Genomic DNA, 22,294 nt, shown 5'->3' with positions numbered 1-22,294 from the left:
AGGTACTGGGCCAATTATATGTTTTATGAGCTAAGCTTTGCTTTTACAATGGTAGAAATGGTTTTTCCATCGGCCTGTCCTGCCAATTCCTTGGAAACAATACCCATTACCTTGCCCATATCCTGCATTCCCGAGGCTCCAACACTATCAATGGTCTGAACGACCACTTTTTCAATTTCTTCCTCGGTCAATTGCTCGGGTAAAAACTTTTCAATCACCGCAACTTGGGCCAATTCTGGCTCTGCCAAATCATCACGGCCTTGTTCTGTAAAAATAGCGGCACTGTCCTTACGTTGCTTTACCAATTTCTGAACCAACTTTACTTCATCTTCTTCGGAAAGTTCTGTACCTACTTTTTCTGTTTTTGCCAATAATATGGCAGACTTAATGGCTCGCAACGATTCTAAGGCAACGGTATCCTTTGCCTTCATTGCGGCTTTCATTTCTGTCATTACCTTTTCTTGCAGTCCCATTTGTTTGATTTTAGGGTTGCGAAGATAAAAAATAAACCCGAAAGAAAACGAACTTTCGGGTTTATGCTTTCCACTAAATCAATGGATGTTAATGTACACTACTAATCAACATTATCATGCAAAAAAGAGTTGTTGGAACGCAGTTGAAGATCATCATTGCTATCTTCACTTAAAGTGGTTCTTGACACCTTTTGTTCCTTGGGCACATCGTTAAGGTCTACCCCTTGACGTTTGTACGCAGGCTCCTTTTCTATTTCGTCTATACTGTTTCTATTATTTTGAAACTTGTAGTTGAAATTTTTCAACTTTCTCCTTCTTTCATCCGCTCTATCTCTTAAAATATCACTGATAGAACTGTTCATCGGATCCAAACTAGCAGAAGTTTCCTCTTGCTGCTCCTTCTTCTCCTCAACTTTTACGGTCTTCTTTTCAAAAACAAGCTCATTCTCCACCAACTTTGGTTCATGGGTTTCTGCCATTGACTTTGCGCCAGTCAATTTATTCTCCAACTCCATGTATTCTTCCAAGTTGTAGCGAGTTTCGCCCTCTTTATTGTATTCAAGAACAGGGTTTACTTCAACATATTCGTTCACTTTTACATCTCCGATACCGTCATCCAAATTAAAGGTTACCGTAAGTTCCTTTTCTTCTTCCTCTACCTCTTCTTTTTGATTTAAAGGCATGTCGAAACTCAAAGTAAATTGATCCTCATTGGACTGTGAAGCTACTTCTTCGGCATCAACCACCTCAATGTTATTCAAGATACTTTTGGCTTCAATTATGATGAAGTCATCTTCCTTGGTTGGTTCCACCAACACCTCTTCATAAAACACATTAAAGTTTCTGATGTAATTGGTGGTCGGAATCAAATCTGGATCTTTTGGAGCTGGAGCAGGCGCTTCCTGTTCCTCAACCATTTCCAATGTATGCTTTACAATCTTTGGTTCTGGCTCTGGTTCAGGTTCTGGAGTTCTTTCAACTTGCACTTCTTGAACCGCGGTAGCTTCTGGTGTTAAATCTTGTTGAGCAGTTTGCTCATCTTCCAGAGTATAAAATACCTTTTTGGACTCGGTGTTTACAATATTGTCTTGTTGATCCACATTAAATCCCGTAGCAATAACCGTTACAGCAATAGCTTCACCAAGGTTATCATCTTCACCAACCCCCATAATGATGTTGGCTCCGTGACCTGCCTCGATTTGGATATGATCGTTGATTTCACCGATTTCATCAATAGTGATTTCTTGGGAACCGGATACGATCAACAACAATACATTTTTGGCGCCTTGTATTTTGTTATCATTCAATAAAGGAGAATCCAAAGCTTTCATAATGGCCTCGGTAGCTCTTGAAGAGCCGGATGCAGCCGCTGATCCCATAATGGCGGTACCACTATTGGAAAGCACCGTTTTGGCATCCCTAAGGTCAATGTTTTGTGTATAGTGATGCGTAATTACCTCTGCAATACCCCTTGCTGCAGTGGCCAATACTTCATCAGCTTTAGAGAAACCGGCCTTAAACCCAAGATTACCGTAAACTTCTCTTAATTTATTGTTGTTGATGACAATGAGTGAATCTACATTGGCACGCAATTTTTCAATTCCCGTTTGAGCTTGTTTGTTACGCATGGCTCCTTCGAACTGGAAAGGCATGGTCACAATTCCCACCGTAAGCACATCCATTTCCTTGGCCAATTTGGCAATAACAGGAGCTGCTCCCGTACCTGTACCACCACCCATTCCAGCGGTAATAAAAGCCATTTTGGTGTTTTGTCCCAACATGGATTTAAGATCTTCCATACTTTCCAAAGCTGCTTGCTCTCCTACTTCTGGATTGGCACCAGCACCTAAACCTTCTGTCAACGAAACGCCCAATTGTATTTTATTAGGCACGGAACTGTTCTGCAAGGCTTGTGCATCCGTGTTGCAGATTACAAAATCCACTCCATTGATACCAGCTTGGAACATGTGGTTGATAGCATTGCTACCTCCACCTCCAACGCCAATAACTTTAATTACGTTGCTCTTGTTCTTGGGCAAATCAAAAGCGATGTTATCAAATTCAGTGTTCTTACTCATAACGGTTGTGTTTCTTATGGGGTTTATTATTCTGCGTTGTCCAAAAAGTCTTTCAACTTCTCAGACCACTTATCGAAAATTGATTTTCTGTCACCATGGGACGTCACAGTTGCCTTAGCTCCCATTTCTTGTTCTTGTTCCACCAACACCTCTTCTTCGACCAAGGTGTTCTCTTGATGAAGCCCCAAGCTCTTTTTCTTGGCCTCCAAGGAATTCATCAATAATCCAACAGCGGTAGCGTACAACGGACTGGCCACTTCTTCATCGGAATCCCCGGCCAAATGCTCGTTTGGATATCCAATTCTGGTGTCCATTCCAGTAATGTATTCCACCAACTGCTTTAAATGCTTCAATTGGCTACCACCACCGGTAAGCACAATTCCAGCAATCAATTTTTTCTTTTGCTCTTCGTGTCCGTAATTTTTGATTTCCACGTACACTTGCTCCACAATTTCCACTACTCTAGCGTGAATAATCTTGGAAAGATTTTTAAGCGTGATTTCTTTTGGCTCACGACCACGAAGTCCAGGAATGGAAACAATTTCATTATCCTTGTTCTCACCTGGCCAAGCAGAACCGAATTTTATCTTCAAAAGCTCGGCTTGCTTCTCAATAATCGAGCAGCCCTCTTTAATGTCTTCTGTAATTACGTTACCCCCGAAAGGAATCACGGAGGTATGACGGATAATCCCGTCCTTGAAAATGGCCAAATCAGTAGTTCCACCCCCTATATCGATAAGGGCAACACCAGCTTCTTTTTCTTCTTGGCTCAAAACAGCATCAGCAGAGGCCAATGGTTCCAAGGTGATATTCCCAAGATCCAATCCTGCACTTTTAATGCAACGACCAATATTTTTGATGGATGAAACCTGACCAACCACCACATGGAAATTGGCTTCCAAACGTCCGCCGTACATTCCAACAGGTTCTTTAATTTCAGTTTGTCCGTCCACTTTGTATTCCTGTGGCAATACATGAATGATTTCCTCACCGGGAAGCATCACTAATTTGTACACTTGGTTGCACAATTTGTCTAAATCCTCTCCATCTATTACCTCCTCTGAGTTGGGACGCGTAATATAATCGCTATGATGTAGGCTACGGATGTGTTGACCGGCAATACCCACAACCACAGATCCAATTTTAAGACCTGAGTTTAACTCTGCCTGTTCCACGGCTTGTTGAATGGAAGAAATGGTCTGGGTGATATTATTGACCACTCCTCGGTGCACACCGAGACTTTTGGATTTTCCAGTGCCCAATATTTCTATTTTTCCATACTCATTTTCCCTACCGATGATCGCTACGATCTTGGTAGTTCCAATATCCAACCCAACTGAATAATTACCCTGTTCCATATGTTATATTTTGGTGCAAACCACTTGATTGTTGAACTCTAAACTCACTGTTGCATATTCTTCCAAGGTTTTATCCTTGGTGGCCTTGGTATAAAAGGCCATAAAATTTTTAAACTTTACATTAAGGTTTTCCACCCCTCCCAAATTCACCACAAAATTTTCCATTCGGAATTTGAGTTGGTAGTTTCCTTCTTCTTCAATATGAATACCGATGATATTTTTCCTAAGAAAATCATCATCGTTGATATAGTTCAAAATCACATAGGCATCCTCTAGGCTCTTTCCAGTTATCTTACCCGTTATGATAGGAACCCTGGCGGAATGATACCTTGACAAAGGCATACGACCTCCCGTGTCATCCAAATAAAATTTGGAGACGCCTTCAACTCTCCCTATGGGTTTGCGCTGAATTATCTCAGAGATAAGCTCCCCGTTTACAGTAAGATAGACTTGGGCATTTTTGACCATATCGTTGGATAGAATTACCTCCTCTATGGTATTCAAAACTAACTGTTCTTTTGCCCTATTTTCAAGGGGTCCGCATTTTTGTATTAACAATTTATTAACCGCATCCTCTGTTAAATACAGGTTTTCTTCCCCTACAAACTCAACGGAGATTTTGCTCACTTGTCTTTTACTGTTTCGTTGATCGGCAAAACCGTAGAGCGCGACCACGGCGACCAACAAAAAGGTCAGTTTTATGTAATCCCAATTAATGCGCATAACTCAATTCTTTTTTGATTTTTGGCACTTCTAAACCAATATCACCTGCACCAAGGGCAACCAATACACCCGATTTGCAGTTACTCACTTCGTTGATCAAGTCTGATTTCGCAACCAGTTTCTTGTTCGGATTCTCTATTTTGTCCAACAACCATTGCGAGGTCACCCCTTCAATGGGCTCTTCTCTAGCGGGATAAATTTCCAATAGGATGATGTCATCGAATTGCGATAGACTCTTCGCAAAATCATCAGCAAAATCTTGGGTTCTGGAAAACAAATGGGGCTGGAAAATCACAGTGACTTTCTCTCCCGCATGCATTTCACGAACAGCTTGATACACCGCATTGATTTCTGTGGGATGATGTGCATAATCGTCTATGAACACAAAATCCTTTTGTTTGATTTGATACGAGAACCTACGTTGAACTCCTTTAAAACTTCCCAAAGCTTCAGCAAGGCGGTGTGGTGGGCAGCCGGTTTGCACCGCCATCGCGAAAGCAGCTAATCCATTGAGCAAATTGTGCCTTCCAGGTTTGTTGAACTTTACATGCTCAATAACCTCTGTAGGCGTGACGAGATCAAATATGTAGGTACCATGTTCAATGTTAATATTTTGAATGCAGTAATCAGAGCCATCCTCAATACCGAAAGTGCTTCCTGCCAAGGACAATCCATTACGTACAAATAATTTTCCGTTGGGTTTTATTTTGCCCACAAACTCCCTAAAAGAGTTTTCCAATTCCTCTTTGGTGCCATAAATATCCAAATGGTCGGCATCCATCGAAGTTACGCAGGCAACTGTTGGGGTTAGGCGCAAGAATGAACGATCAAACTCATCAGCCTCTACTACCGAATATTCTGTTCCTTCCAATACAAAGTTGCTATTGAAATCTTCCGAAATCCCACCTAAAAATGCCGAAAATGGCAATTCACATTCCTTGAGCAAATGGGCCAAAATGCAGGAGGTAGTTGTTTTACCGTGCGTTCCCGCTACGGCAAGACAAAATGAATCTTTGGTAATGATGCCCAACACTTCAGAACGTTTTTTAATATCGAAACTGTTGTTTTTATAGAACTGATATTCGGAATGCGAAACAGGTACAGCAGGCGTATATACCACCAAGGTCTGTGGATGCTTGAACGTATCAGAAATCAAATCCACATTGTCCTCAAAATGAACCGAAATACCCAACTCCTCCAGACCTTCTGTAATTGGGGTTGGCGTTTTATCGTAGCCAGCCACTTCTTTTCCAATAAAATTGAAATAGCGGGCCAAAGCGGACATACCAATACCTCCGATTCCGATAAAATAGACGCTATGTATATCTTTCAAGTTCATTATTCAAATTTGTCAGTTCGAGCGCAGTCGAGAACAGCAATCACCTCTCGACTCCGCTCGAGGTGACATACTTTATTTATTTGTTCTTTCAATTGCAATCTCACTTCTTCAACAACTTTTCAATTTCATCCACAATATGTTCCGTGGCTTTTGGCATGGCCATCTTTTTAATTTGCTCTCCCAATTTTTCTTGCATTTCCTTTGACTCCATCAATTCAGAAAAACGGGTTGCAAACGCTTCATCCAATTCACTTTCGCGAAGCATAATGGCAGCATCTATTGCCACCAAAGCTTGTGCATTTTGGGTTTGATGATCCTCTGCGACATTAGGCGATGGAATAAAAATCACTGGTTTACCCACCAAACACAATTCAGATACCGAACCTGCACCAGCTCTGGAAATGATTACATCAGCCGAAGCATAGGCCAAATCCATTCGGTTGACAAAGGCCAATACTTTTACGGATTCAGATTCATATTTTTTATATTCTTCGTGATACAATTTTCCGCACTGCCAAAGCACTTGCAGTCCCTGTTTTTCAAAAAAACTAAGCTCTTTTTCAATCAATTGGTTGATACGTCTTGCACCAAGGCTACCGCCCAAAACCAATAGGGTCTTTTTATTGCCATCAAGACCAAAAAATGAAGCTGCTTCTTTCTTGCTTTCTTTTATCTGCACCAAGTCAGTTCGGATGGGATTTCCTGTTTTTACAATCTTTTCCTTTGGAAAAAAGCGCTCCATTCCATCGTAGGCTACGCAAATCTTCTCTGCTTTATTCGCCAATAGTTTGTTCGTAATCCCAGCATAGGAATTCTGTTCTTGAAGCACACAAGGAACACCTGAACTTTCGGCCATTCGCAACAAAGGTCCACTAGCAAAGCCTCCCGTGCCAATGGCAACATGGGGTTTAAACTGTTTCACTATTTTTCGTGCTTCTAACAAACTACTTATCAGTTTTAATGGAAACATGAGATTCTTCAATGTCAGTTTCCGTTGTAATCCACTTATCCACAAACCTTTTATTTCGTATCCAGCCTGCGGCACTTTTTCCATCTCCATTTTATCCTTGGCCCCCACGAACAAAAACTCGGCATCAGGATACCTCCTTTTTAATTCGTTGGCTATGGCCACTGCGGGATAAATATGTCCTCCCGTTCCCCCTCCAGAAAGTATAAACCTATATCTGTCCACTTAATACTTCTAAAGGATTCGTTTCATCTATATCGTAGGATTGCTCCTCTAAATTTTCTTTTTTATTGCTGGCGCTCAACACAATTCCAATCGCCATACAGGTCATCCAAATGGATGTCCCCCCCATACTAATCAATGGCAAAGGCTGACCTGTTACGGGAAACAACTGCACAACAACCGCCATATTGATGAATGCCTGAAAAACAATCGGCAAGCCAACCCCTATCACCAGTAATTTTGAAAATATGGTTTTGGCCGAATGCGCCACCACCACAATTCGAAATAGCAACAACAAATAGAAGAAGAGCAAAGCTCCCCCTCCCAGTAACCCGTATTCCTCAATAATGATGGCAAAAATGAAATCCGATGTACTTTGGGACAACATGTTCTTCATCACACTTTTTCCTGCTCCTTTACCCACAATGCCTCCTTCGGCAACGGCAATTTGGGCCAAGGTCAATTGGTGTAAATCATCCTTGTCCGCTTGTTCTGGATGAATAAAAGTTTCAATCCTAGATTTCCAAGTTCCTGCCCTTTGCGGCAAAACCTCGGGCGCTTTGAAAAGCACAAACAGGAACATACCACCGAGCACGATTCCCGTGCCGACCATCGCCATTAAATATTTTAAGGGATAACCTCCCAAAAAACACAACACCAACACCATAAAACTGATGATGGCTGCTGTAGAAAAGTTCTCGGGCAAAATCAATAGAATCACCAAAGCAACAGGCAACCAAAGTGGTAGCAAGCTTTCTTTAAAAGTGATTTTTACATCTTTGATCTTGGTCAAGTATCTCGCAATCCAAATCATTAAAACCACCGAAGCCAGCGTAGAGGTTTGAAAATTCACCCCTACAAACGGAATCTTGATCCATCGATTGGCTGTTACCCCTCCAATGCGAGTTTCCACAGTCAAGGTATAGGCCAACAGTAGCAAGACAATAGGCAATGCAATTATGGACAGCCCTTTAAAGTAATGGGTTGGAATTCGGTGAATGGCATAGATGATTCCGAATCCCAAAAACAATAAAATGGCGTGCTTCACCAAATGACCCAACGTAGTTCCATCACCATTGACGTACACCAAATTGGTACTGGCGCTGTACACTGGCAAAAATGAGAAAAGAGCCAAGAGGGCCACTACACCCCAAATGGCTTTATCACCTTTCAGATTTTTGAAGATTGCAAACACGTTCTACAAATTTTTTACTGCGGTTTTAAATTGATCTCCTCTGTCTTCGTAATTATTGAACAAATCGAAACTGGCGCAAGCTGGTGACAACAAAACGGTATCGCCGCGCTCAGCAACCTTGTAAGCAACTTTTACAGCTTCCTCCATGGAATAGGTTTCGACCATTGGCTCCACAACATTCCCAAAAGCTTCAATCAACTTGGAATTATCAACCCCCAGGCAGATGATTGCCTTTACTTTTTCTCGTACCAACGGCATCAACTCAGAATAATCGTTGCCTTTATCCACACCACCAACAATCCAAACAATGGGTTTCTTAATACCATCCAAGGCATAAAAAGTGGCATTTACATTGGTCGCTTTGGAATCGTTGATGTATTCCACATGGTTGATTTTCAACACCTTTTCCAACCTGTGGGCCGCCCCTTGAAAGGACTGGATACTTTGACGAATAGTCTCCTTCCTCACCCTCACTAAATGCGCTGCCATGCTGGCTGCCATTGTATTCTTCACGTTGTGTTGACCTTCCAAGGCCAAAATATCTCTACTCATTTCCAAGGTTTTATTTTCTAATTTTATTTTAATCGTATTGTCTTCCATCCAAGCTCCTTCTTCCAATTTCTTTTGTACAGAAAAGGGTATCAATTTGGATTGAACTGGGTGTTCCTTTAGCCATTCCACTATCACTTCATCATCGGCATCATAGATCAGGTAATCATTTTCATCCTGATTCATGGCTATCCTGAATTTGGAAGCGATATAGTTTTCAAACTTGTACTCGTATCGGTCCAAATGGTCTGGAGTGATGTTGGTTAGGATGGCAATGTGTGGTTTAAAATCCACGATGCCGTCCAACTGAAAGCTGCTTATCTCCAACACATAGTGGTCAAAATCTTGTTCAGCCACCATTTTAGCATAGCTATCACCGATATTGCCTGCCATTCCCACATTCAACCCTCCATCTTTCAACAAATGATGGGTCAACATCGTAGTCGTGGTCTTTCCGTTACTTCCTGTGATTCCAATGATTGTTACATCGGTAAATTTTGATGCAAACTCAATTTCAGATATCACTGGAATTCCTTTCTCGACCAATGCTTTCACCAAGGCTACTTTATCGGGTATCCCTGGGCTTTTCATCACCACATCGGCGTTCAGAATTTTGGCTTCGGTATGCTCACCAGACTCCCATTCAATCTCAAAATGTTCAAGAACTTTTTGGTATTTCTCCTTTATTTCTCCTTTGTCCGAGACAAAGACTTCAAATCCTTTTTGTTTGCCCAAAATGGCGGTTCCAACGCCACTTTCTCCTCCTCCGAGTATCACCAACCGACCCATTTATCTAATTTTTAGGGTCACTATACTGATGATGGCCAACATGATTCCTATGATCCAAAAACGGGTCACGATTTTACTTTCGTGGTACATTTTCTTTTGATAATGATGGTGCAATGGCGCCATTAAGAAAATCCGTTTTCCTTCTCCATATTTCTTTTTGGTATGCTTGAAATAACCCACTTGCAGCATCACCGAAAGTGACTCTGCAAAGAAGATTCCGCACAAAATCGGAATCAATAATTCTTTTCTAACAATAATGGCAATCACTGCGATTACACCTCCGATGGTCAAACTGCCTGTATCTCCCATAAAAACTTGAGCAGGATAGGTGTTGTACCATAAAAATCCAACCAAAGCACCCACAAAAGCAGCAATAAACACCACCAACTCCTCAACTCGGGGTAGGTAAAAAATGTCCAAATAGCCAGAAAACTGAATATTACCAGAAACGAATGCGAAGATGCCCAGCGTGAGCACTATTATGGCCGACGAGCCTGCCGCCAAACCATCAATTCCGTCTGTTAGATTAGCTCCATTGGAAACCGCGGTTACAATCAGAATCACAACCATAACAAAAATTACCCAGGCATACTCCGCTGCTCCATCACCCATCCAGGAAATAAAATCTGCGTAATCCAGCTGATTATTTTTGAAAAATGGAACGTTGGTCCGCAAGGATTTGGTTTCTTCTCCAAAAACTCGTTCTACCTTAAAATTTTGGGTAATGGTTGTGGTATCCTTCTCCTTTACGGTCACATCTGGATGAAAATAAAGCGTCAATCCCACGATTAACCCCAACACCACTTGACCTATAACCTTGAAACGGCCCTTAAGACCTTGCTTGTCCTTTTTAAAGATTTTAATGTAATCATCAATAAAGCCGATAATCCCCATCCATATCATGGTCACAATCAACAGAATCACATAAATATTTTGAACATCGGCAAACAATAAAACAGGCAACAATGTGGACCAAATAATGATCAAACCACCCATGGTTGGAGTTCCTGCTTTTTGAGATTGACCTTCCAACCCCAAGTCACGAACGGTTTCTCCAATTTGCTTTTTCTGGAGGAAAAGAATGATTCTTTTTCCGTAGACCATTGCAATCAACAAAGACAACAATACCGCCATGGCCGCCCTAAAGGTGAGGAACTGAAAAAGTCCCGCCCCTGGCATGTCGTATTGCTTCTCTAAAAAATCGAACAAATAGTATAACATGGTCTACTTTCCTATTTATTTAGGCTATCCAAAGCCTCTTTTACTTCTTTAAAATCATCAAATTCCACTCGAACACCATTGGTCTCCTGATAGGTTTCATGCCCTTTTCCCGCAACAAGAATTATATCGTTGGACAAGGCCAACTTGCATGCCGTTTTTATGGCTTGCTTTCTGTTTTCGATGGACAGCACCTTTCTAGTATTTTGAGGCTCCACTCCAGCTTCCATTTCTTCAATAATGGCTGCCGGGGATTCTGAACGAGGGTTATCTGAGGTAAATATGGCATGGTTGCTCATTTCTGAAGCGATATGACCCATAACCGGACGCTTAGACTTATCACGGTCACCACCACACCCCACTACGGTGATGACGTTTTCATTTCCAGTCCTCAATGCATTGATCGTAACCAATACATTTTTAAGTGCATCCGGCGTATGGGCATAATCAACAATAGCCGTTATTTTATCTTTTGATATGTAATATTGAAACCTTCCATCCACATTTTCCAACTCACTCATCAATCGTAGGGTTTCCATTTTTTCAAGCCCTAAAAGATTAGCTGTGGCGTAGATGGCCAACAAATTGTATGCATTAAAATCCCCAATCAATTTGGACCACAATTCATTTTCATCAACCTTTAAAAGTTGACCATTGAATTGCTTTTCCAAAATCTGGGCACGGTAATCCGCGAAAGATTTAAGTGCGTAGGTATATTTTTTTGCTTTGGTGTTCTGCAACATCACCAAGCCATTTTTATCATCGATGTTCACCAACGCAAATGCTGTTTTTGGCAAACCATCAAACAATTTCTTTTTGGTATCACGGTACTCGGCAAAAGTTTTGTGGTAATCCAAGTGATCATGGGAAAGGTTGGTGAAAATTGCACCTTCAAACTGCAATCCTTCTGCTCTTTTTTGATGGATGCCGTGAGAACTCACTTCCATAAAGCAGAACTCCACGCCCACTTTGTTCATTTCACTCAGGTAGTTGTTGATGGTCAACACATCTGGAGTGGTGTGGGTAGATTTATATTCTTTATCATCTACCAATACTTTTATAGTGGAAATCAACCCTACTTTATAGCCTGCCTTTTTGAAAAGGTTATATAATAGGGTAGTTACCGTAGTTTTTCCGTTGGTTCCCGTAACCCCAACCAGTTTTAGGTTTCTGGATGGGTTATCGAAATAGTTGGAAGCAATAATCGCCAAAGCACTGTTGCAGTCATCTACCTTTAAATAGGTGACACCATCCACCATCAATTCTGGAAGTTCTTCGCACACAATGGCCCTTGCTCCCGAATCCACTGCTTTTTGAATGAAGTTGTGTCCGTCGGTCACAGTACCACGAACGGCCACGAACACATCATCCATTTCCACTTTACGGGAATCGAAATGCACTTGGTTCACCATTACGTTGGTATCGCCACTAACAGCAGATAGACTTACCTTATATAATATGTCCTTCAATAACTTCATGAAAGCTCCAATACTATTTTTTTAACTTCTTTGAGGTTGGTTCCTTGGTTCACGGATTGATTTTTCACTTTTCCGTTCCCTTTAACCTCTACCTCTATGCCCAGATTCTCCAAAATGGCAACGGCATCCATGCCGCTCATACCTTTTACATTGGGCACTGTACTATGTTTTTTCTGTACCTCGGCATAATACGCTTGGTACTTTTTGTTCAATTCTTCGTCAATGATTTCCTTTTCTTCCACTTCATCTACCATTGGGGAAATGGCATGGATTTTTTGCGCCATGGATTTAAAGACAGGCCCAGACACATCGGCACCGTAGTATCCCTCCTTTTTATCTGGCTCGTGAATGATTACAATACAAGAGTATTTTGGGTTGTCAGCTGGAAAATAGCCTGCAAATGTTGAGATATAAGCCAGTTTATCTGGATCCTTGGCTACATAGTTTTTTTGCGCCGTTCCTGTTTTGCCTGCCATGGAAAAATTCTTGGAATACAGTTTATGACCTGTTCCGTAATCTTTCTCCACCACATCTTTGAGCAGCTGTTGTACTTTTTTTACGGTTTCCTTAGAACAGATGGAAGAATTAACCACTTGCTTGTCAAATTTCTTCACCACTTTACTTCCCTCGCGTACTTCGGTAATCAAGCGTGGTTTTACAAATACACCATCATTGGCAATGGCATTGTAATAAGCCAAAGTCTGCATGGGAGTTAAAGACACTTCGTAACCATGAGACATCCACCCCAAAGAGATTCCAGACCAACCTTTGTCACCAGGGTAACGGATTACAGGATCTCCCTCTCCGATAATGGGCAATCCTAATTTTTCATGCAATCCCATGTTCATTAGGCGATTCACGAATTTTTCGGGCTGCTCCTTATAATTTTCATTGATGATCTTGGCAAATGCGGTGTTAGAGGATAACGCAAAAGCCTTGGCTACGCTAATTTTTCCGTACCCGCCCCATTTGGAATCTTTTACTACACCATCATAAATACGGTATCTTCCATTTTCGGTATCGATCACAGAGCTAGTATCAACCACTTTATCCTCCAAGGCAGCCACCAATGACATCAATTTGAAAGTGGAACCTGGCTCATGGGATTCCCCAACAGCATAGTTCAACTTTTCATAATATTTTCCTTCGGAGGTTCTTCCCAAATTGGAAATGGCCTTTACCCCCCCTGTTTCGGTTTCCATTACCACCACGCAACCGTGATCCGCTTTGTATTTTTCCAATTGCTTTAGCAACTCGTGATGCGCAATGTCCTGAATGTTCACATCGATGGTTGAAACCACGTCCAAACCATCTTGTGGCTCCACAATATTATCCAAACCAACAGGCTTCCATTGGCCTTTAGCAATTCTTTGCTTTAATCTTTTTCCTTCCTTACCACGCAAATAGGTTTCACCAAAAGCTCCATCCATTCCCACACGGGTGTAATACCCATTTTCATCCACGCGCTCATACCCAATACTTCTTGCAGCCATCTGACCCAATGGATATTCACGCACTACGCGATGGGTTTCAATAAATCCACCTTTATAAGGTCCAAGATTGAACAATGGAAATTGTTTGATACGGACATAATCCAAATACCCCACATTACGGGCCACCAATTTGTATCGGTTTCCATTAGCTTTCGCCTTTCGGAATAATTGTCGATAATAAGAAGACGGTCTATCAAAAAGCAACCCCAACGAATCGGAAAGGGCAGCTACGTGTTTTTGAAAATTTTCTTCGGAAACGGTCTCGGCATCAAAACGAATCTCATATTTAGGAACTGAAGCTGCCAACAAGCTCCCATCTTCAGAATAGAGGTTACCACGATTGGGCTCTATGGTAAACATCTTTTCCGTCTTGCTCAACGCCAGTTTTTGATATTCCTCGGCACGCACCACCTGAATATCTACCAACTTCACCACCACAGCAATGGCCAATACCACAAGACCCCCGGAAACCAGGTACAGTCTATTCATGATATTTTTTTCAGTGATGGCCATTAGTCTTCAGATTTTACCCTAATTTTTTTTGGTGGATTTTGTGATGGCACCAACCCTTGGGCCAACATGCTCTCGCGTAAAGTGGATTCCAATTTCAATTGTTGAACACTGGAACGCGCTTCAAAAAATTCACTCTTTAACATGCGCACCTCTTCGTTCAAGGCAGCGATTTCGAGCACTTTTTTATCAGCATTATGGCTACTGGAGATCATCATGGCAGCCAAAAAAGAGGCAAACAACAAAAACAGCCAGTTCTTGGGAGCATCTCCGCTCACCAAAAACTTACCTTTTAATATGTCCAGTAATCCTTTTCTCATTTCATGTTCAATTGTCATTCCCGCGAAAGCGGGAATCTATTTGCAAGTCATCTTTCTACCTCTTGTTATCTTAAGCTTCGACTACGCTCAGCGTTCGAGAATTTTTATATTTTTTCCGCAATGCGGAGTTTTGCACTTCTGGCTCTATTGTTCTGAGCTATTTCTTCTTTTGATGGCACGATCAATCCTCCAACTTTTTTCATGGGCACATTTATGTTCCCATAGAAATCCTTTTCAGGCTCCTCATCAAAACTTCCAGCACGGATAAATCGTTTTGCCAAACGATCTTCCAATGAGTGGTAACTGATCATACTCAACCTTCCTCCTTCGTTCAATAACTCGGGCACTTGAAGCAAAAACTCCTTGAGCACCTCGATTTCTTGGTTGACCTCGATGCGAATGGCTTGATAGATCTGCGCCAAAATCTTGTTCTCTTTCATTTTGGGCAGAAACCTTTTCAAGACTTCTTTCAACTCATCTGTAGTTTGAATGGGATTTTCCAATCTGGCCTCAACAATGGTTTTCGCCATGGCATTTGCATTACGCAATTCGCCATATTGAAAAAGCACTGTCGCCAAATCTTCTTGGGAATAGGAATTGACCACCTCGTAGGCCGACAATTCACTGCTTTGGTTCATCCGCATGTCCAAATCGGCATTGAACCGAATGGAGAAGCCTCGTTTGGCTTCATCGAACTGATGGGAAGACACCCCAAAATCCGCCAAGATTCCATCAACTTTCCGAATGCCATAGAACTTTAAATACTGTTTGAGATAGCGAAAGTTCTGGTTGATCAATTGAAACCTTTCATCTTCAATGGCATTCTGCAGGGCATCCTCATCTTGATCGAACGCGAACAATTTTCCGCCTTCACCCAATCTTTTTAATATTTCTCTGGAATGTCCTCCGCCACCAAAGGTGACATCAACGTACACTCCATCCTTTTTTATATTTAATCCGTCCACCGACTCTTGCAGCAGCACTGGATTATGGTATGCGCTACTCATCGTCTGCAAAAATCTCTTCGGCTAAATCCGCATAATCTGCTTCTCCTTTAGCCAAGACTTCTTCATACATATCCTTGTTCCAGATTTCGATTTTATCGAAAACCGCATTGAGCACAACTTCCTTTTCAATATTGGCGTATTCCACCAGATTTTTTGGAATTTGCAATCTGCCCGAATCTCCATCAATGGCCACTTCTTTCATTCCAGCCACAAAGTTTCTCACGAAAGCATCGTACTTTCGGTTGATTTTACTTTTCTTCATGACTTTTTGCATGAGCACATCAAATTCTTGCTTGGGATACAACTCCAGACATTGCTGAAAAACAGACCGCTTGATCACGAACCCATCCTTTAAAACAGGCAAAAGCTGATTCTTTAAAGAGATGGGCAATAGCACCCTCCCTTTAGTGTCAGCTTTACAATCATGTTGTCCGATGATATGGGTCACTAGGAATCAATTGGTTACTTAATACAACTCAAATATATAGATTTTATTTCCACATTTCTCCACTTACCCCCACATTTGTTAATAAATTCCCCACTTTTTAAAAAAATCCAAGAGATTTAACAGCAAAACTTCGGGTTTGGGAATTGAAGATTTGTGGATCAAAAAGTTCATTTAGCCAAAATCTTCTTGCCGTTTAGCCAAAAACCTAAATTCTTTGTGATATGAATTACCTATATTTGCCGCTCTCACTACCAACTAACTTTTGATGGAAGAGCATTTAATTGAGGACGGAAAATATAGATACATTGAGATGGGGGAAGGAACCCCGATGATCATATTGCACGGACTGATGGGAGGTTTGAGCAACTTCCAAGGTGTGTCCGAGTATTTCCCATCCAAAGGGTATAAGGTGCTGATTCCCGAACTGCCCATTTACGATATGCCACTTTTAAAAACCACGGTAAAACACTTTGCCAAGTTTTTGGAAGAATTTATTGAATACAAAGGATTGAAAGATGTGATTCTCTTGGGGAACTCCCTTGGTGGACACATTGGACTTTTACACACCAAACTGTACCCTAAAATGGTTAAGGCCTTGGTGATTACTGGAAGCTCTGGTTTGTACGAAAGTGCTATGGGTGATGGTTACCCCAAGCGTGGCGATTACGAGTTCATTAAAAAGAAAGCCCAAGATGTGTTCTACGATCCAGAAGTGGCCACCAAAGAAATCGTGGACGAGGTTTTTGCAACCGTAAACGATAGAATAAAATTGGTAAAGACATTGGCCATTGCCAAAAGTGCGATTCGGCATAATATGTCCAAGGATTTACCGCATATGAAAACCCCAACTTGTATTATTTGGGGAGAGAATGATACAGTTACTCCACCGAACGTGGCCAAGGAATTCCATGAATTGTTGCCAGACTCGGATTTGTACTGGATTGAAAAATGTGGTCATGCCCCAATGATGGAGCACCCAGAAGATTTTAACCGCATTCTTGAAGCGTGGCTGGAAAAGCGTAACTTCTAAACATGAAAATTACTTCGGCAGATTTTGTAATGAGCAACTCCAATGTTGCCAAATGTCCCAACGAGCCTCTACCTGAATACGCTTTTATTGGTAGGTCTAACGTGGGAAAATCTTCCTTGATCAATATGCTCATGGAGCGCAAAGGGTTGGCCAAAACCTCTGGCAGACCTGGGAAAACGCAGCTCATCAACCATTTTAAGATTAATAACAATTGGTTTTTGGTCGATTTACCTGGTTATGGTTATGCCCGAGTTTCCAAAAAAGACAAAAAGACCTTTCAGAAGTACATTACCGAGTATTTTCAGAAAAGGAAGCAATTGGTCTGTGGTTTTGTTTTGGTGGATATTCGCCACGACCCACAACCTGTGGATTTGGAATTTATGGAGTGGTTGGGCACCAATCAAATTCCATTTGCTATTATTTTCACTAAGGCAGATAAGTTGAAACCTGCCGCCATAGAAAAATACGCCAATAACTATTTGCAAAAACTTCTGGATGGCGTTTGGGAAGAAGCCCCTACACATTTTATCACCTCATCGTCCAATCGAATGGGACGCGAGGAACTTTTAGGATTTATTGAGGACATCAATCAAGAGTTTTTTAAGAATCAGTAAAACTCCACTTTCTTCCACTTTGCCTATTTTCATTCAGTTTTAAATTCAGTACTTTTCACACAAGTACCGAAGCATGGATGTTTTTAAGACCTATCACAATGTTAACAAGACCGATGATTCCCTCAGTTTTGGAATTTCTCGGATGGAGGACATCTATGCTAAACGAGGAGGAAAACCCGACGAACCCCATCGGCATGATTATTATACCATTTTACTGGTTTTGGATGGTGAAGGACAACACATTATCGATTTCAATCAACACACTCTTGAAAAAAATCAGGTATATTTTATAAGTCCAGGGCAAGTGCATCAACTCACCGAAGACAAACCCACGTTGGGGTATGCTATTGTTTTCTCCACCCAATTTTTAGTACTCAACAATATTCCTGTGGAATTTATTGAGGATATCAACCTCTTTAACGATTTTGCCAACACCTTACCTTTAAAGGTGGACCAAAGTGAGATGGATCGTTTTTCTTCCTATGCAGAAGAAATGATTCGTTTTTATAATGGCAATGCGCCCTACAAATTAGAGGCCATTGGCGCTTTGCTCAAATTGTTATTGATTGGTTCGCACAATCTTTGCTCTTTGAATGAATTGGACGCGCAGACCATGGAATCGGGAGGTTCATTGGTGCGAAACTTTAAACAATTGGTGAACCAACACTATTCGGAATGGCACCACACCTCATCGTATGCCGAAGCATTGAGCATTACCCCTGACCACCTCAACCGAGTGGTAAAATCCTTAACTGGAAAAACAGCCAAGGAACATATCCAAAGTAGATTGACCATAGCAGCAAAGCGTTTGCTTTATTTCTCCGATCTATCCAATAAGGAAATTGCTTTTCAATTGGGATTTTCAGAGCCTGCCAACTTTAGTGCTTTTTTCAAGTCCTGCACAGGAAAATCACCTAGCTCATTTAAGGCTTCTGCCTAATATCGGATTTTCATAAGGGGTTCCCGTTTTTTCATACCGTTCAAACTTAAAGGTATATCGAACTTTGTATCAACATAAAAAAGGACGATTATGAAAACGGTATTACACAAATCAAATACAAGAGGCCATGCCAACCACGGATGGCTGAATTCGCACCATACATTTAGTTTTGCAGGGTATCACGACCCTAATCGAATGCATTTTGGGGTACTTCGCGTTTTAAATGATGACCAAGTCGCCCCTGGGCAAGGTTTTGGTACCCACCCTCACGATAATATGGAAATTATCTCCATTCCTTTGGAGGGTGATTTGGAACATAAGGATAGTATGGGCAACACCACAGTAATTAAAGAAGGTGATGTTCAAGTGATGAGTGCTGGTACTGGAATTTATCACAGTGAATACAACAAAAACAGTGATAAGGAAGTAAAGTTTCTTCAAATCTGGGTGTTCCCTAAAGAAAGAAACGTAGAGCCTAGATACGATCAAATTTCCATTCGGGAAATTGAAAAGGCCAATACCTTTTATCAAGTGTTGTCGCCAAATGCTGATGATGATGGCGTTTGGGTGCACCAAGATGCTTGGTTTCATTTAGGAAAATTTGATGCAGAAGCTACTGACACTTACACCCTTAAAAAAGAAGGCAATGGTGTTTATGCCTTTATTTTGGATGGCGAAGTGGAAATCAACGGTCAAAAATTGGAAAAACGAGATGGGTTTGGTCTTTGGGAAACCGACAGTTTCGATTTTAAATCTTTGACCAACAGTCGGGTTTTACTCATGGAAGTTCCCATGGCTTTACCCCGAATTGGTGGGTAATTTATATTGAAAAGCCTCTATTTTGAGGCTTTTTTTATGATTAATGGTATTTTAGTTTCCCATAAAACCAACCGAAATGCAACGTACCATTTTTCTTTTTTGCTTATTTCTTTTCTCTTTTCAACTTTCAGCGCAAGAAACCTTATACCCACCCAATCCAAATATTACCGATCATTCACTTTCAAAATTTTTAACGGAACTCACCTTGGCAGTGGGCAAAAAGGACAAGAATTTTATTTTGGAACATATTTACCCCAGCATACTCAATAGTTTTGGTGGTGATGGTGGAGTTGAAGAATTTAAAGAATATTGGAATTTTGATAGGGACTTCTCCAACTTTTGGACAGTCATGGAAAACATCCTTTTAATAGGAGGTCCAACATTTGATGCTGAAAAGGAACCTGATTATTATTACCTACCCTATACTTTTACGGATTGGCCCGAACAATACGATGCTTTTGAGCATTATGTGGTTTTTGGAACCAATGTAAATGTCAGAGATCAACCAAGCGTTTCAGATTCAAAAGTATTGGGACAATTGAGCTACCAAATTGTAAAAATAGCTCACCTAAACAGTGAAGATAAAAGTGAATGGACAAAGATAAGCACCATTGATGGGCAACTTACTGGATACGCTTACAATAAGTTTTTGGTTTCCCCAATAGGTTATCGATTGGGATTGTATAAAAGTGAAAATGGCTGGATGATCAATATGCTCGTTGCTGGAGATTAAACATGAACAAACCTAAATCCATCAATTGAAATTAGGCATCCGTCAATTTGAGTTCCTATTACTGCTTCACCTTTCCTTATTTTGATCAAAACTTAATCAAATGGATGAAAGTAAAACCGCAATTTCTGGATTCTTAAAAAGAATCAATTTGATTCATAAGGCGATTATGGCAAGTCCAATAATAGTTGGGTTGGTTGTATATCAAACAGCCGACAACCCTTACCTATTGATTTTTGATGCTTGGGACTTACTTATGTTATTTGCTATCTCAGCAATTCTACTTGGATTTTATTTGAGTGATCAACTCTTTAAAAAATATCTTTTAGCAATACCACCTAATGCTTCTCTAACTCAAAAGCTTGAAAAATTTCAAGCTGCCTTTTTACTAAAAATGGTATTTCTGGAAATGCCTGCACTTATCTGTGCCGCAATCTTTGTTTTGACACAAAACTTACTTTACCTCATCGTTATCGGAGGAATCGTGGTTTACATGAGCCTACATAACACAAAAAAAGAAAATATAATCCATGCTCTGGATTTAAGGGGGGGGGGGGGCGGAAAAGGATAAAATAAATCAAGCCCATTAAATGGGCTTGATTCAAACAAAGTTTCAAACTATTATTTCTTCAACTCCAGTTTCTCTGCGAAGTAATCACAAAAATCCTTCATGGTTGCGGTCATCTTTTCGTCTTGGGTGGCTTTAAAAAAAGTGTCGGCCATGGTCACCAAGGTTTGGTGAAAAAATACTTTCATCTCATCCACGGGCATATCTTTGGTCCAAAGGTCAATTTTCAAAGACTCTTGGTTTTTACTGTCCCAAACGGATAGCAACATGGCTTTAGCTTCCTCTTCGTTTAATCCACCGTCTTGTGCCGACCATTTTAATTCTTCGGGTACGCGATTTTCATCCAACCCTACTGTTAATTTTATTTCTGAAGTATGTACTACTGCCATCTTATCTTTTAGGTTTGTAATTCGATTTCTTTAATATTTCATCTGCAGGCATCTCCATCAACTGCTGTAAGCCCACATCATTCTTTTCCATAAAGGCCCTAACAATTTGCCATCCCATATATCTTCCCAATCGAGGTGGTGACTCATTGTCCAGTTCCAATCCAAATTTTGAAAATGGAGCAGGGTCCAAAAATTTCCTATCCAATCCGTTGTCGGTACTGTAAAGCAATTCGCGCTCCACAAAATATTTCCAGATCTGCTCTTCGTTTTCTGTAGCCCAATCCATTTGCTCTTGAGAATACCCGATTTTTTGGGCATCGGTATTGAATGGAATCAATTTATCTTTAAGATACAGTTCTTTCCCATAATACACCATTCGCGATAACAAAGTCCGATTTCTAGGGTAGCTCAAGACTTTTTTCGAATAGGCACTGGCCACATCGGAGACCAAAAATGATTTGTCCAACGAAGCAGCGATATATTTTTGAATTCCTTCATAAAAATAGTGGTCAGCACCTAAATAATTGTCCAATCCAATCAGCAATAAGGTATCCGCCAAAATTATACGGTCGTCATACCTAACATCTGAAGTCAAGGTAACCACATGAGGAATTGGAGTATTCGGGTAATAATATTTAATGTGTTGAAAAAGGGATTCTAAATCTTCGGACTCATTCTTAAAATCTCCAAAAGTCTTGTCCACTTCTTCAAACAATTCTACCTGTAATGTATCGGTTAGCTTTGCCACCCAAACACTATCCGAAAACTGCGCTGGAAACAAATAGGGGAATTTATGTTTTAATGTGGGAATGTCATTTGCATCTGCAGTAGCAAACTCACGATCAAAACGGGAGATCTTTAAGTCGATTGGAACTTTCGAAATCTCTTCCTCTATTTTATTTTCTTCATTACAAGCCCCCAACATTAAAATCATTAGCAATAAAAGGCCAAGAAAAGACGGGATTTTAAAGTATTTAGCGAACCACTTCATTTTTAAGAGGACAGGGTTTAAATTTACAGGGCACAAAGGTAATTTA

Annotated in this window: 22 protein-coding genes; 6 read left to right on the top strand and 16 right to left on the bottom strand. The window is 40.9% G+C overall.

From position 1 onward, the window contains the following. Nucleotides 1-23: 23 nt before the first annotated feature. From BLQ18_RS06470 to BLQ18_RS06405, 14 genes are all read right to left on the bottom strand, one after another. Nucleotides 24-473 carry a GatB/YqeY domain-containing protein gene (locus BLQ18_RS06470; protein ID WP_090293565.1) on the bottom strand — a complete coding sequence of 150 codons (450 nt, stop codon included), beginning with the start codon at nt 471-473 and terminating at the stop codon, nt 24-26. 101 nt (nt 474-574) lie between these two features. Then, nucleotides 575-2,551: a cell division protein FtsZ gene (gene ftsZ / locus BLQ18_RS06465; protein WP_090293564.1), complete on the bottom strand. Its 1,977-nt coding sequence runs from the start codon at nt 2,549-2,551 to the stop codon at nt 575-577. A 26-nt stretch (nt 2,552-2,577) separates the two neighbouring features. After that, entirely contained in the window at nt 2,578-3,909 is a 1,332-nt protein-coding gene (ftsA, locus tag BLQ18_RS06460; RefSeq protein ID WP_090293563.1) for a cell division protein FtsA, read from the bottom strand. 3 nt (nt 3,910-3,912) lie between these two features. Then, on the bottom strand, nt 3,913-4,632 hold the full coding sequence (locus tag BLQ18_RS06455; RefSeq protein ID WP_090293562.1) for a cell division protein FtsQ/DivIB: 720 nt from the start codon (nt 4,630-4,632) through the stop codon (nt 3,913-3,915). Next, nucleotides 4,622-5,971 carry a UDP-N-acetylmuramate--L-alanine ligase gene (gene murC, locus BLQ18_RS06450; RefSeq protein WP_090293561.1) on the bottom strand — a complete coding sequence of 450 codons (1,350 nt, stop codon included), beginning with the start codon at nt 5,969-5,971 and terminating at the stop codon, nt 4,622-4,624. The genes BLQ18_RS06455 and murC overlap by 11 nt, the downstream gene beginning before the upstream one ends. Nucleotides 5,972-6,071: 100 nt before the next feature. After that, nucleotides 6,072-7,163, bottom strand: a complete 1,092-nt coding sequence (gene murG, locus BLQ18_RS06445) for an undecaprenyldiphospho-muramoylpentapeptide beta-N-acetylglucosaminyltransferase (RefSeq protein WP_090293560.1) — start codon at nt 7,161-7,163, stop codon at nt 6,072-6,074. Beyond that, the gene (locus BLQ18_RS06440) at nt 7,150-8,355 is read right to left on the bottom strand and encodes an FtsW/RodA/SpoVE family cell cycle protein (RefSeq protein WP_090293559.1); all 1,206 of its coding nucleotides are present in this window, start codon (nt 8,353-8,355) and stop codon (nt 7,150-7,152) included. The genes murG and BLQ18_RS06440 overlap by 14 nt, the downstream gene beginning before the upstream one ends. A gap of 3 nt (nt 8,356-8,358) precedes the next feature. Next, nucleotides 8,359-9,693 carry a UDP-N-acetylmuramoyl-L-alanine--D-glutamate ligase gene (gene murD / locus BLQ18_RS06435; protein WP_090293558.1) on the bottom strand — a complete coding sequence of 445 codons (1,335 nt, stop codon included), beginning with the start codon at nt 9,691-9,693 and terminating at the stop codon, nt 8,359-8,361. Further along, a complete protein-coding gene (gene mraY / locus BLQ18_RS06430) occupies nt 9,694-10,914 on the bottom strand; it encodes a phospho-N-acetylmuramoyl-pentapeptide-transferase (protein WP_090293557.1) in 1,221 nt (406 codons plus the stop codon). 11 nt (nt 10,915-10,925) lie between these two features. Continuing rightward, nucleotides 10,926-12,389: a UDP-N-acetylmuramoyl-L-alanyl-D-glutamate--2,6-diaminopimelate ligase gene (locus tag BLQ18_RS06425; RefSeq protein WP_090293556.1), complete on the bottom strand. Its 1,464-nt coding sequence runs from the start codon at nt 12,387-12,389 to the stop codon at nt 10,926-10,928. Next, complete coding sequence (locus tag BLQ18_RS06420) at nt 12,386-14,395, bottom strand: penicillin-binding protein (RefSeq protein WP_090293555.1); 2,010 nt, start codon at nt 14,393-14,395, stop codon at nt 12,386-12,388. Before BLQ18_RS06420 ends, BLQ18_RS06425 begins: the two co-directional genes overlap by 4 nt. After that, nucleotides 14,395-14,712 carry an FtsL-like putative cell division protein gene (locus tag BLQ18_RS06415; RefSeq protein WP_090293687.1) on the bottom strand — a complete coding sequence of 106 codons (318 nt, stop codon included), beginning with the start codon at nt 14,710-14,712 and terminating at the stop codon, nt 14,395-14,397. Before BLQ18_RS06415 ends, BLQ18_RS06420 begins: the two co-directional genes overlap by 1 nt. Nucleotides 14,713-14,816: 104 nt before the next feature. After that, nucleotides 14,817-15,719: a 16S rRNA (cytosine(1402)-N(4))-methyltransferase RsmH gene (rsmH, locus tag BLQ18_RS06410; RefSeq protein WP_090293554.1), complete on the bottom strand. Its 903-nt coding sequence runs from the start codon at nt 15,717-15,719 to the stop codon at nt 14,817-14,819. After that, a complete protein-coding gene (locus BLQ18_RS06405) occupies nt 15,712-16,167 on the bottom strand; it encodes a division/cell wall cluster transcriptional repressor MraZ (protein ID WP_090293553.1) in 456 nt (151 codons plus the stop codon). The genes rsmH and BLQ18_RS06405 overlap by 8 nt, the downstream gene beginning before the upstream one ends. Nucleotides 16,168-16,432: 265 nt before the next feature. Between BLQ18_RS06405 and BLQ18_RS06400 the strand changes: the two genes are divergently transcribed. From BLQ18_RS06400 to BLQ18_RS06375, 6 genes are all read left to right on the top strand, one after another. Further along, a complete protein-coding gene (locus BLQ18_RS06400) occupies nt 16,433-17,197 on the top strand; it encodes an alpha/beta fold hydrolase (RefSeq protein ID WP_090293552.1) in 765 nt (254 codons plus the stop codon). 2 nt (nt 17,198-17,199) lie between these two features. Then, complete coding sequence (gene yihA, locus BLQ18_RS06395; RefSeq protein WP_090293551.1) at nt 17,200-17,811, top strand: ribosome biogenesis GTP-binding protein YihA/YsxC; 612 nt, start codon at nt 17,200-17,202, stop codon at nt 17,809-17,811. A 73-nt stretch (nt 17,812-17,884) separates the two neighbouring features. After that, a complete protein-coding gene (locus BLQ18_RS06390; RefSeq protein ID WP_090293550.1) occupies nt 17,885-18,751 on the top strand; it encodes a helix-turn-helix domain-containing protein in 867 nt (288 codons plus the stop codon). A 90-nt stretch (nt 18,752-18,841) separates the two neighbouring features. Next, nucleotides 18,842-19,570, top strand: a complete 729-nt coding sequence (locus BLQ18_RS06385) for a pirin family protein (RefSeq protein ID WP_090293549.1) — start codon at nt 18,842-18,844, stop codon at nt 19,568-19,570. Between the two features lie 76 nt (nt 19,571-19,646). Continuing rightward, nucleotides 19,647-20,303, top strand: a complete 657-nt coding sequence (locus BLQ18_RS06380; RefSeq protein ID WP_090293548.1) for an SH3 domain-containing protein — start codon at nt 19,647-19,649, stop codon at nt 20,301-20,303. A 100-nt stretch (nt 20,304-20,403) separates the two neighbouring features. Continuing rightward, nucleotides 20,404-20,871: a hypothetical protein gene (locus BLQ18_RS06375; protein WP_090293547.1), complete on the top strand. Its 468-nt coding sequence runs from the start codon at nt 20,404-20,406 to the stop codon at nt 20,869-20,871. Nucleotides 20,872-20,921: 50 nt separating this feature from the next. Here the strand turns inward: BLQ18_RS06375 and gldC are convergent, their stop codons facing one another. Beyond that, nucleotides 20,922-21,257 (bottom strand): gliding motility protein GldC, encoded by a 336-nt coding sequence (gldC, locus tag BLQ18_RS06370; protein ID WP_090293546.1) that lies wholly within the window; start codon nt 21,255-21,257, stop codon nt 20,922-20,924. A gap of 1 nt (nt 21,258) precedes the next feature. Continuing rightward, nucleotides 21,259-22,248 carry a gliding motility lipoprotein GldB gene (gldB, locus tag BLQ18_RS06365; protein WP_175443723.1) on the bottom strand — a complete coding sequence of 330 codons (990 nt, stop codon included), beginning with the start codon at nt 22,246-22,248 and terminating at the stop codon, nt 21,259-21,261. Between the last annotated feature and the right edge of the window lie 46 nt (nt 22,249-22,294).

The organism is Flagellimonas zhangzhouensis (assembly GCF_900102925.1).
In the GTDB taxonomy this organism is placed as follows: domain Bacteria; phylum Bacteroidota; class Bacteroidia; order Flavobacteriales; family Flavobacteriaceae; genus Flagellimonas; species Flagellimonas zhangzhouensis.
Note: the sequence above shows the minus strand (reverse complement) of the source record. Positions and strands in the feature narration are given on the sequence as shown.

Bases quoted from the DNA above. Each gene is read 5' to 3' on its own strand.
- BLQ18_RS06470 (WP_090293565.1), bottom strand. From the start codon at position 473: ATGGGACTGCAAGAAAAGGTAATGACAGAAATGAAAGCCGCAATGAAG.
- ftsZ (WP_090293564.1), bottom strand. From the start codon at position 2,551: ATGAGTAAGAACACTGAATTTGATAACATCGCTTTTGATTTGCCCAAG.
- ftsA (WP_090293563.1), bottom strand. From the start codon at position 3,909: ATGGAACAGGGTAATTATTCAGTTGGGTTGGATATTGGAACTACCAAG.
- BLQ18_RS06455 (WP_090293562.1), bottom strand. From the start codon at position 4,632: ATGCGCATTAATTGGGATTACATAAAACTGACCTTTTTGTTGGTCGCC.
- murC (WP_090293561.1), bottom strand. From the start codon at position 5,971: ATGAACTTGAAAGATATACATAGCGTCTATTTTATCGGAATCGGAGGT.
- murD (WP_090293558.1), bottom strand. From the start codon at position 9,693: ATGGGTCGGTTGGTGATACTCGGAGGAGGAGAAAGTGGCGTTGGAACC.
- mraY (WP_090293557.1), bottom strand. From the start codon at position 10,914: ATGTTATACTATTTGTTCGATTTTTTAGAGAAGCAATACGACATGCCA.
- BLQ18_RS06425 (WP_090293556.1), bottom strand. From the start codon at position 12,389: ATGAAGTTATTGAAGGACATATTATATAAGGTAAGTCTATCTGCTGTT.
- BLQ18_RS06420 (WP_090293555.1), bottom strand. From the start codon at position 14,395: ATGGCCATCACTGAAAAAAATATCATGAATAGACTGTACCTGGTTTCC.
- BLQ18_RS06415 (WP_090293687.1), bottom strand. From the start codon at position 14,712: ATGAGAAAAGGATTACTGGACATATTAAAAGGTAAGTTTTTGGTGAGC.
- rsmH (WP_090293554.1), bottom strand. From the start codon at position 15,719: ATGAGTAGCGCATACCATAATCCAGTGCTGCTGCAAGAGTCGGTGGAC.
- BLQ18_RS06400 (WP_090293552.1), top strand. From the start codon at position 16,433: ATGGAAGAGCATTTAATTGAGGACGGAAAATATAGATACATTGAGATG.
- yihA (WP_090293551.1), top strand. From the start codon at position 17,200: ATGAAAATTACTTCGGCAGATTTTGTAATGAGCAACTCCAATGTTGCC.
- BLQ18_RS06390 (WP_090293550.1), top strand. From the start codon at position 17,885: ATGGATGTTTTTAAGACCTATCACAATGTTAACAAGACCGATGATTCC.
- BLQ18_RS06385 (WP_090293549.1), top strand. From the start codon at position 18,842: ATGAAAACGGTATTACACAAATCAAATACAAGAGGCCATGCCAACCAC.
- BLQ18_RS06380 (WP_090293548.1), top strand. From the start codon at position 19,647: ATGCAACGTACCATTTTTCTTTTTTGCTTATTTCTTTTCTCTTTTCAA.
- BLQ18_RS06375 (WP_090293547.1), top strand. From the start codon at position 20,404: ATGGATGAAAGTAAAACCGCAATTTCTGGATTCTTAAAAAGAATCAAT.
- gldC (WP_090293546.1), bottom strand. From the start codon at position 21,257: ATGGCAGTAGTACATACTTCAGAAATAAAATTAACAGTAGGGTTGGAT.
- gldB (WP_175443723.1), bottom strand. From the start codon at position 22,248: ATGAAGTGGTTCGCTAAATACTTTAAAATCCCGTCTTTTCTTGGCCTT.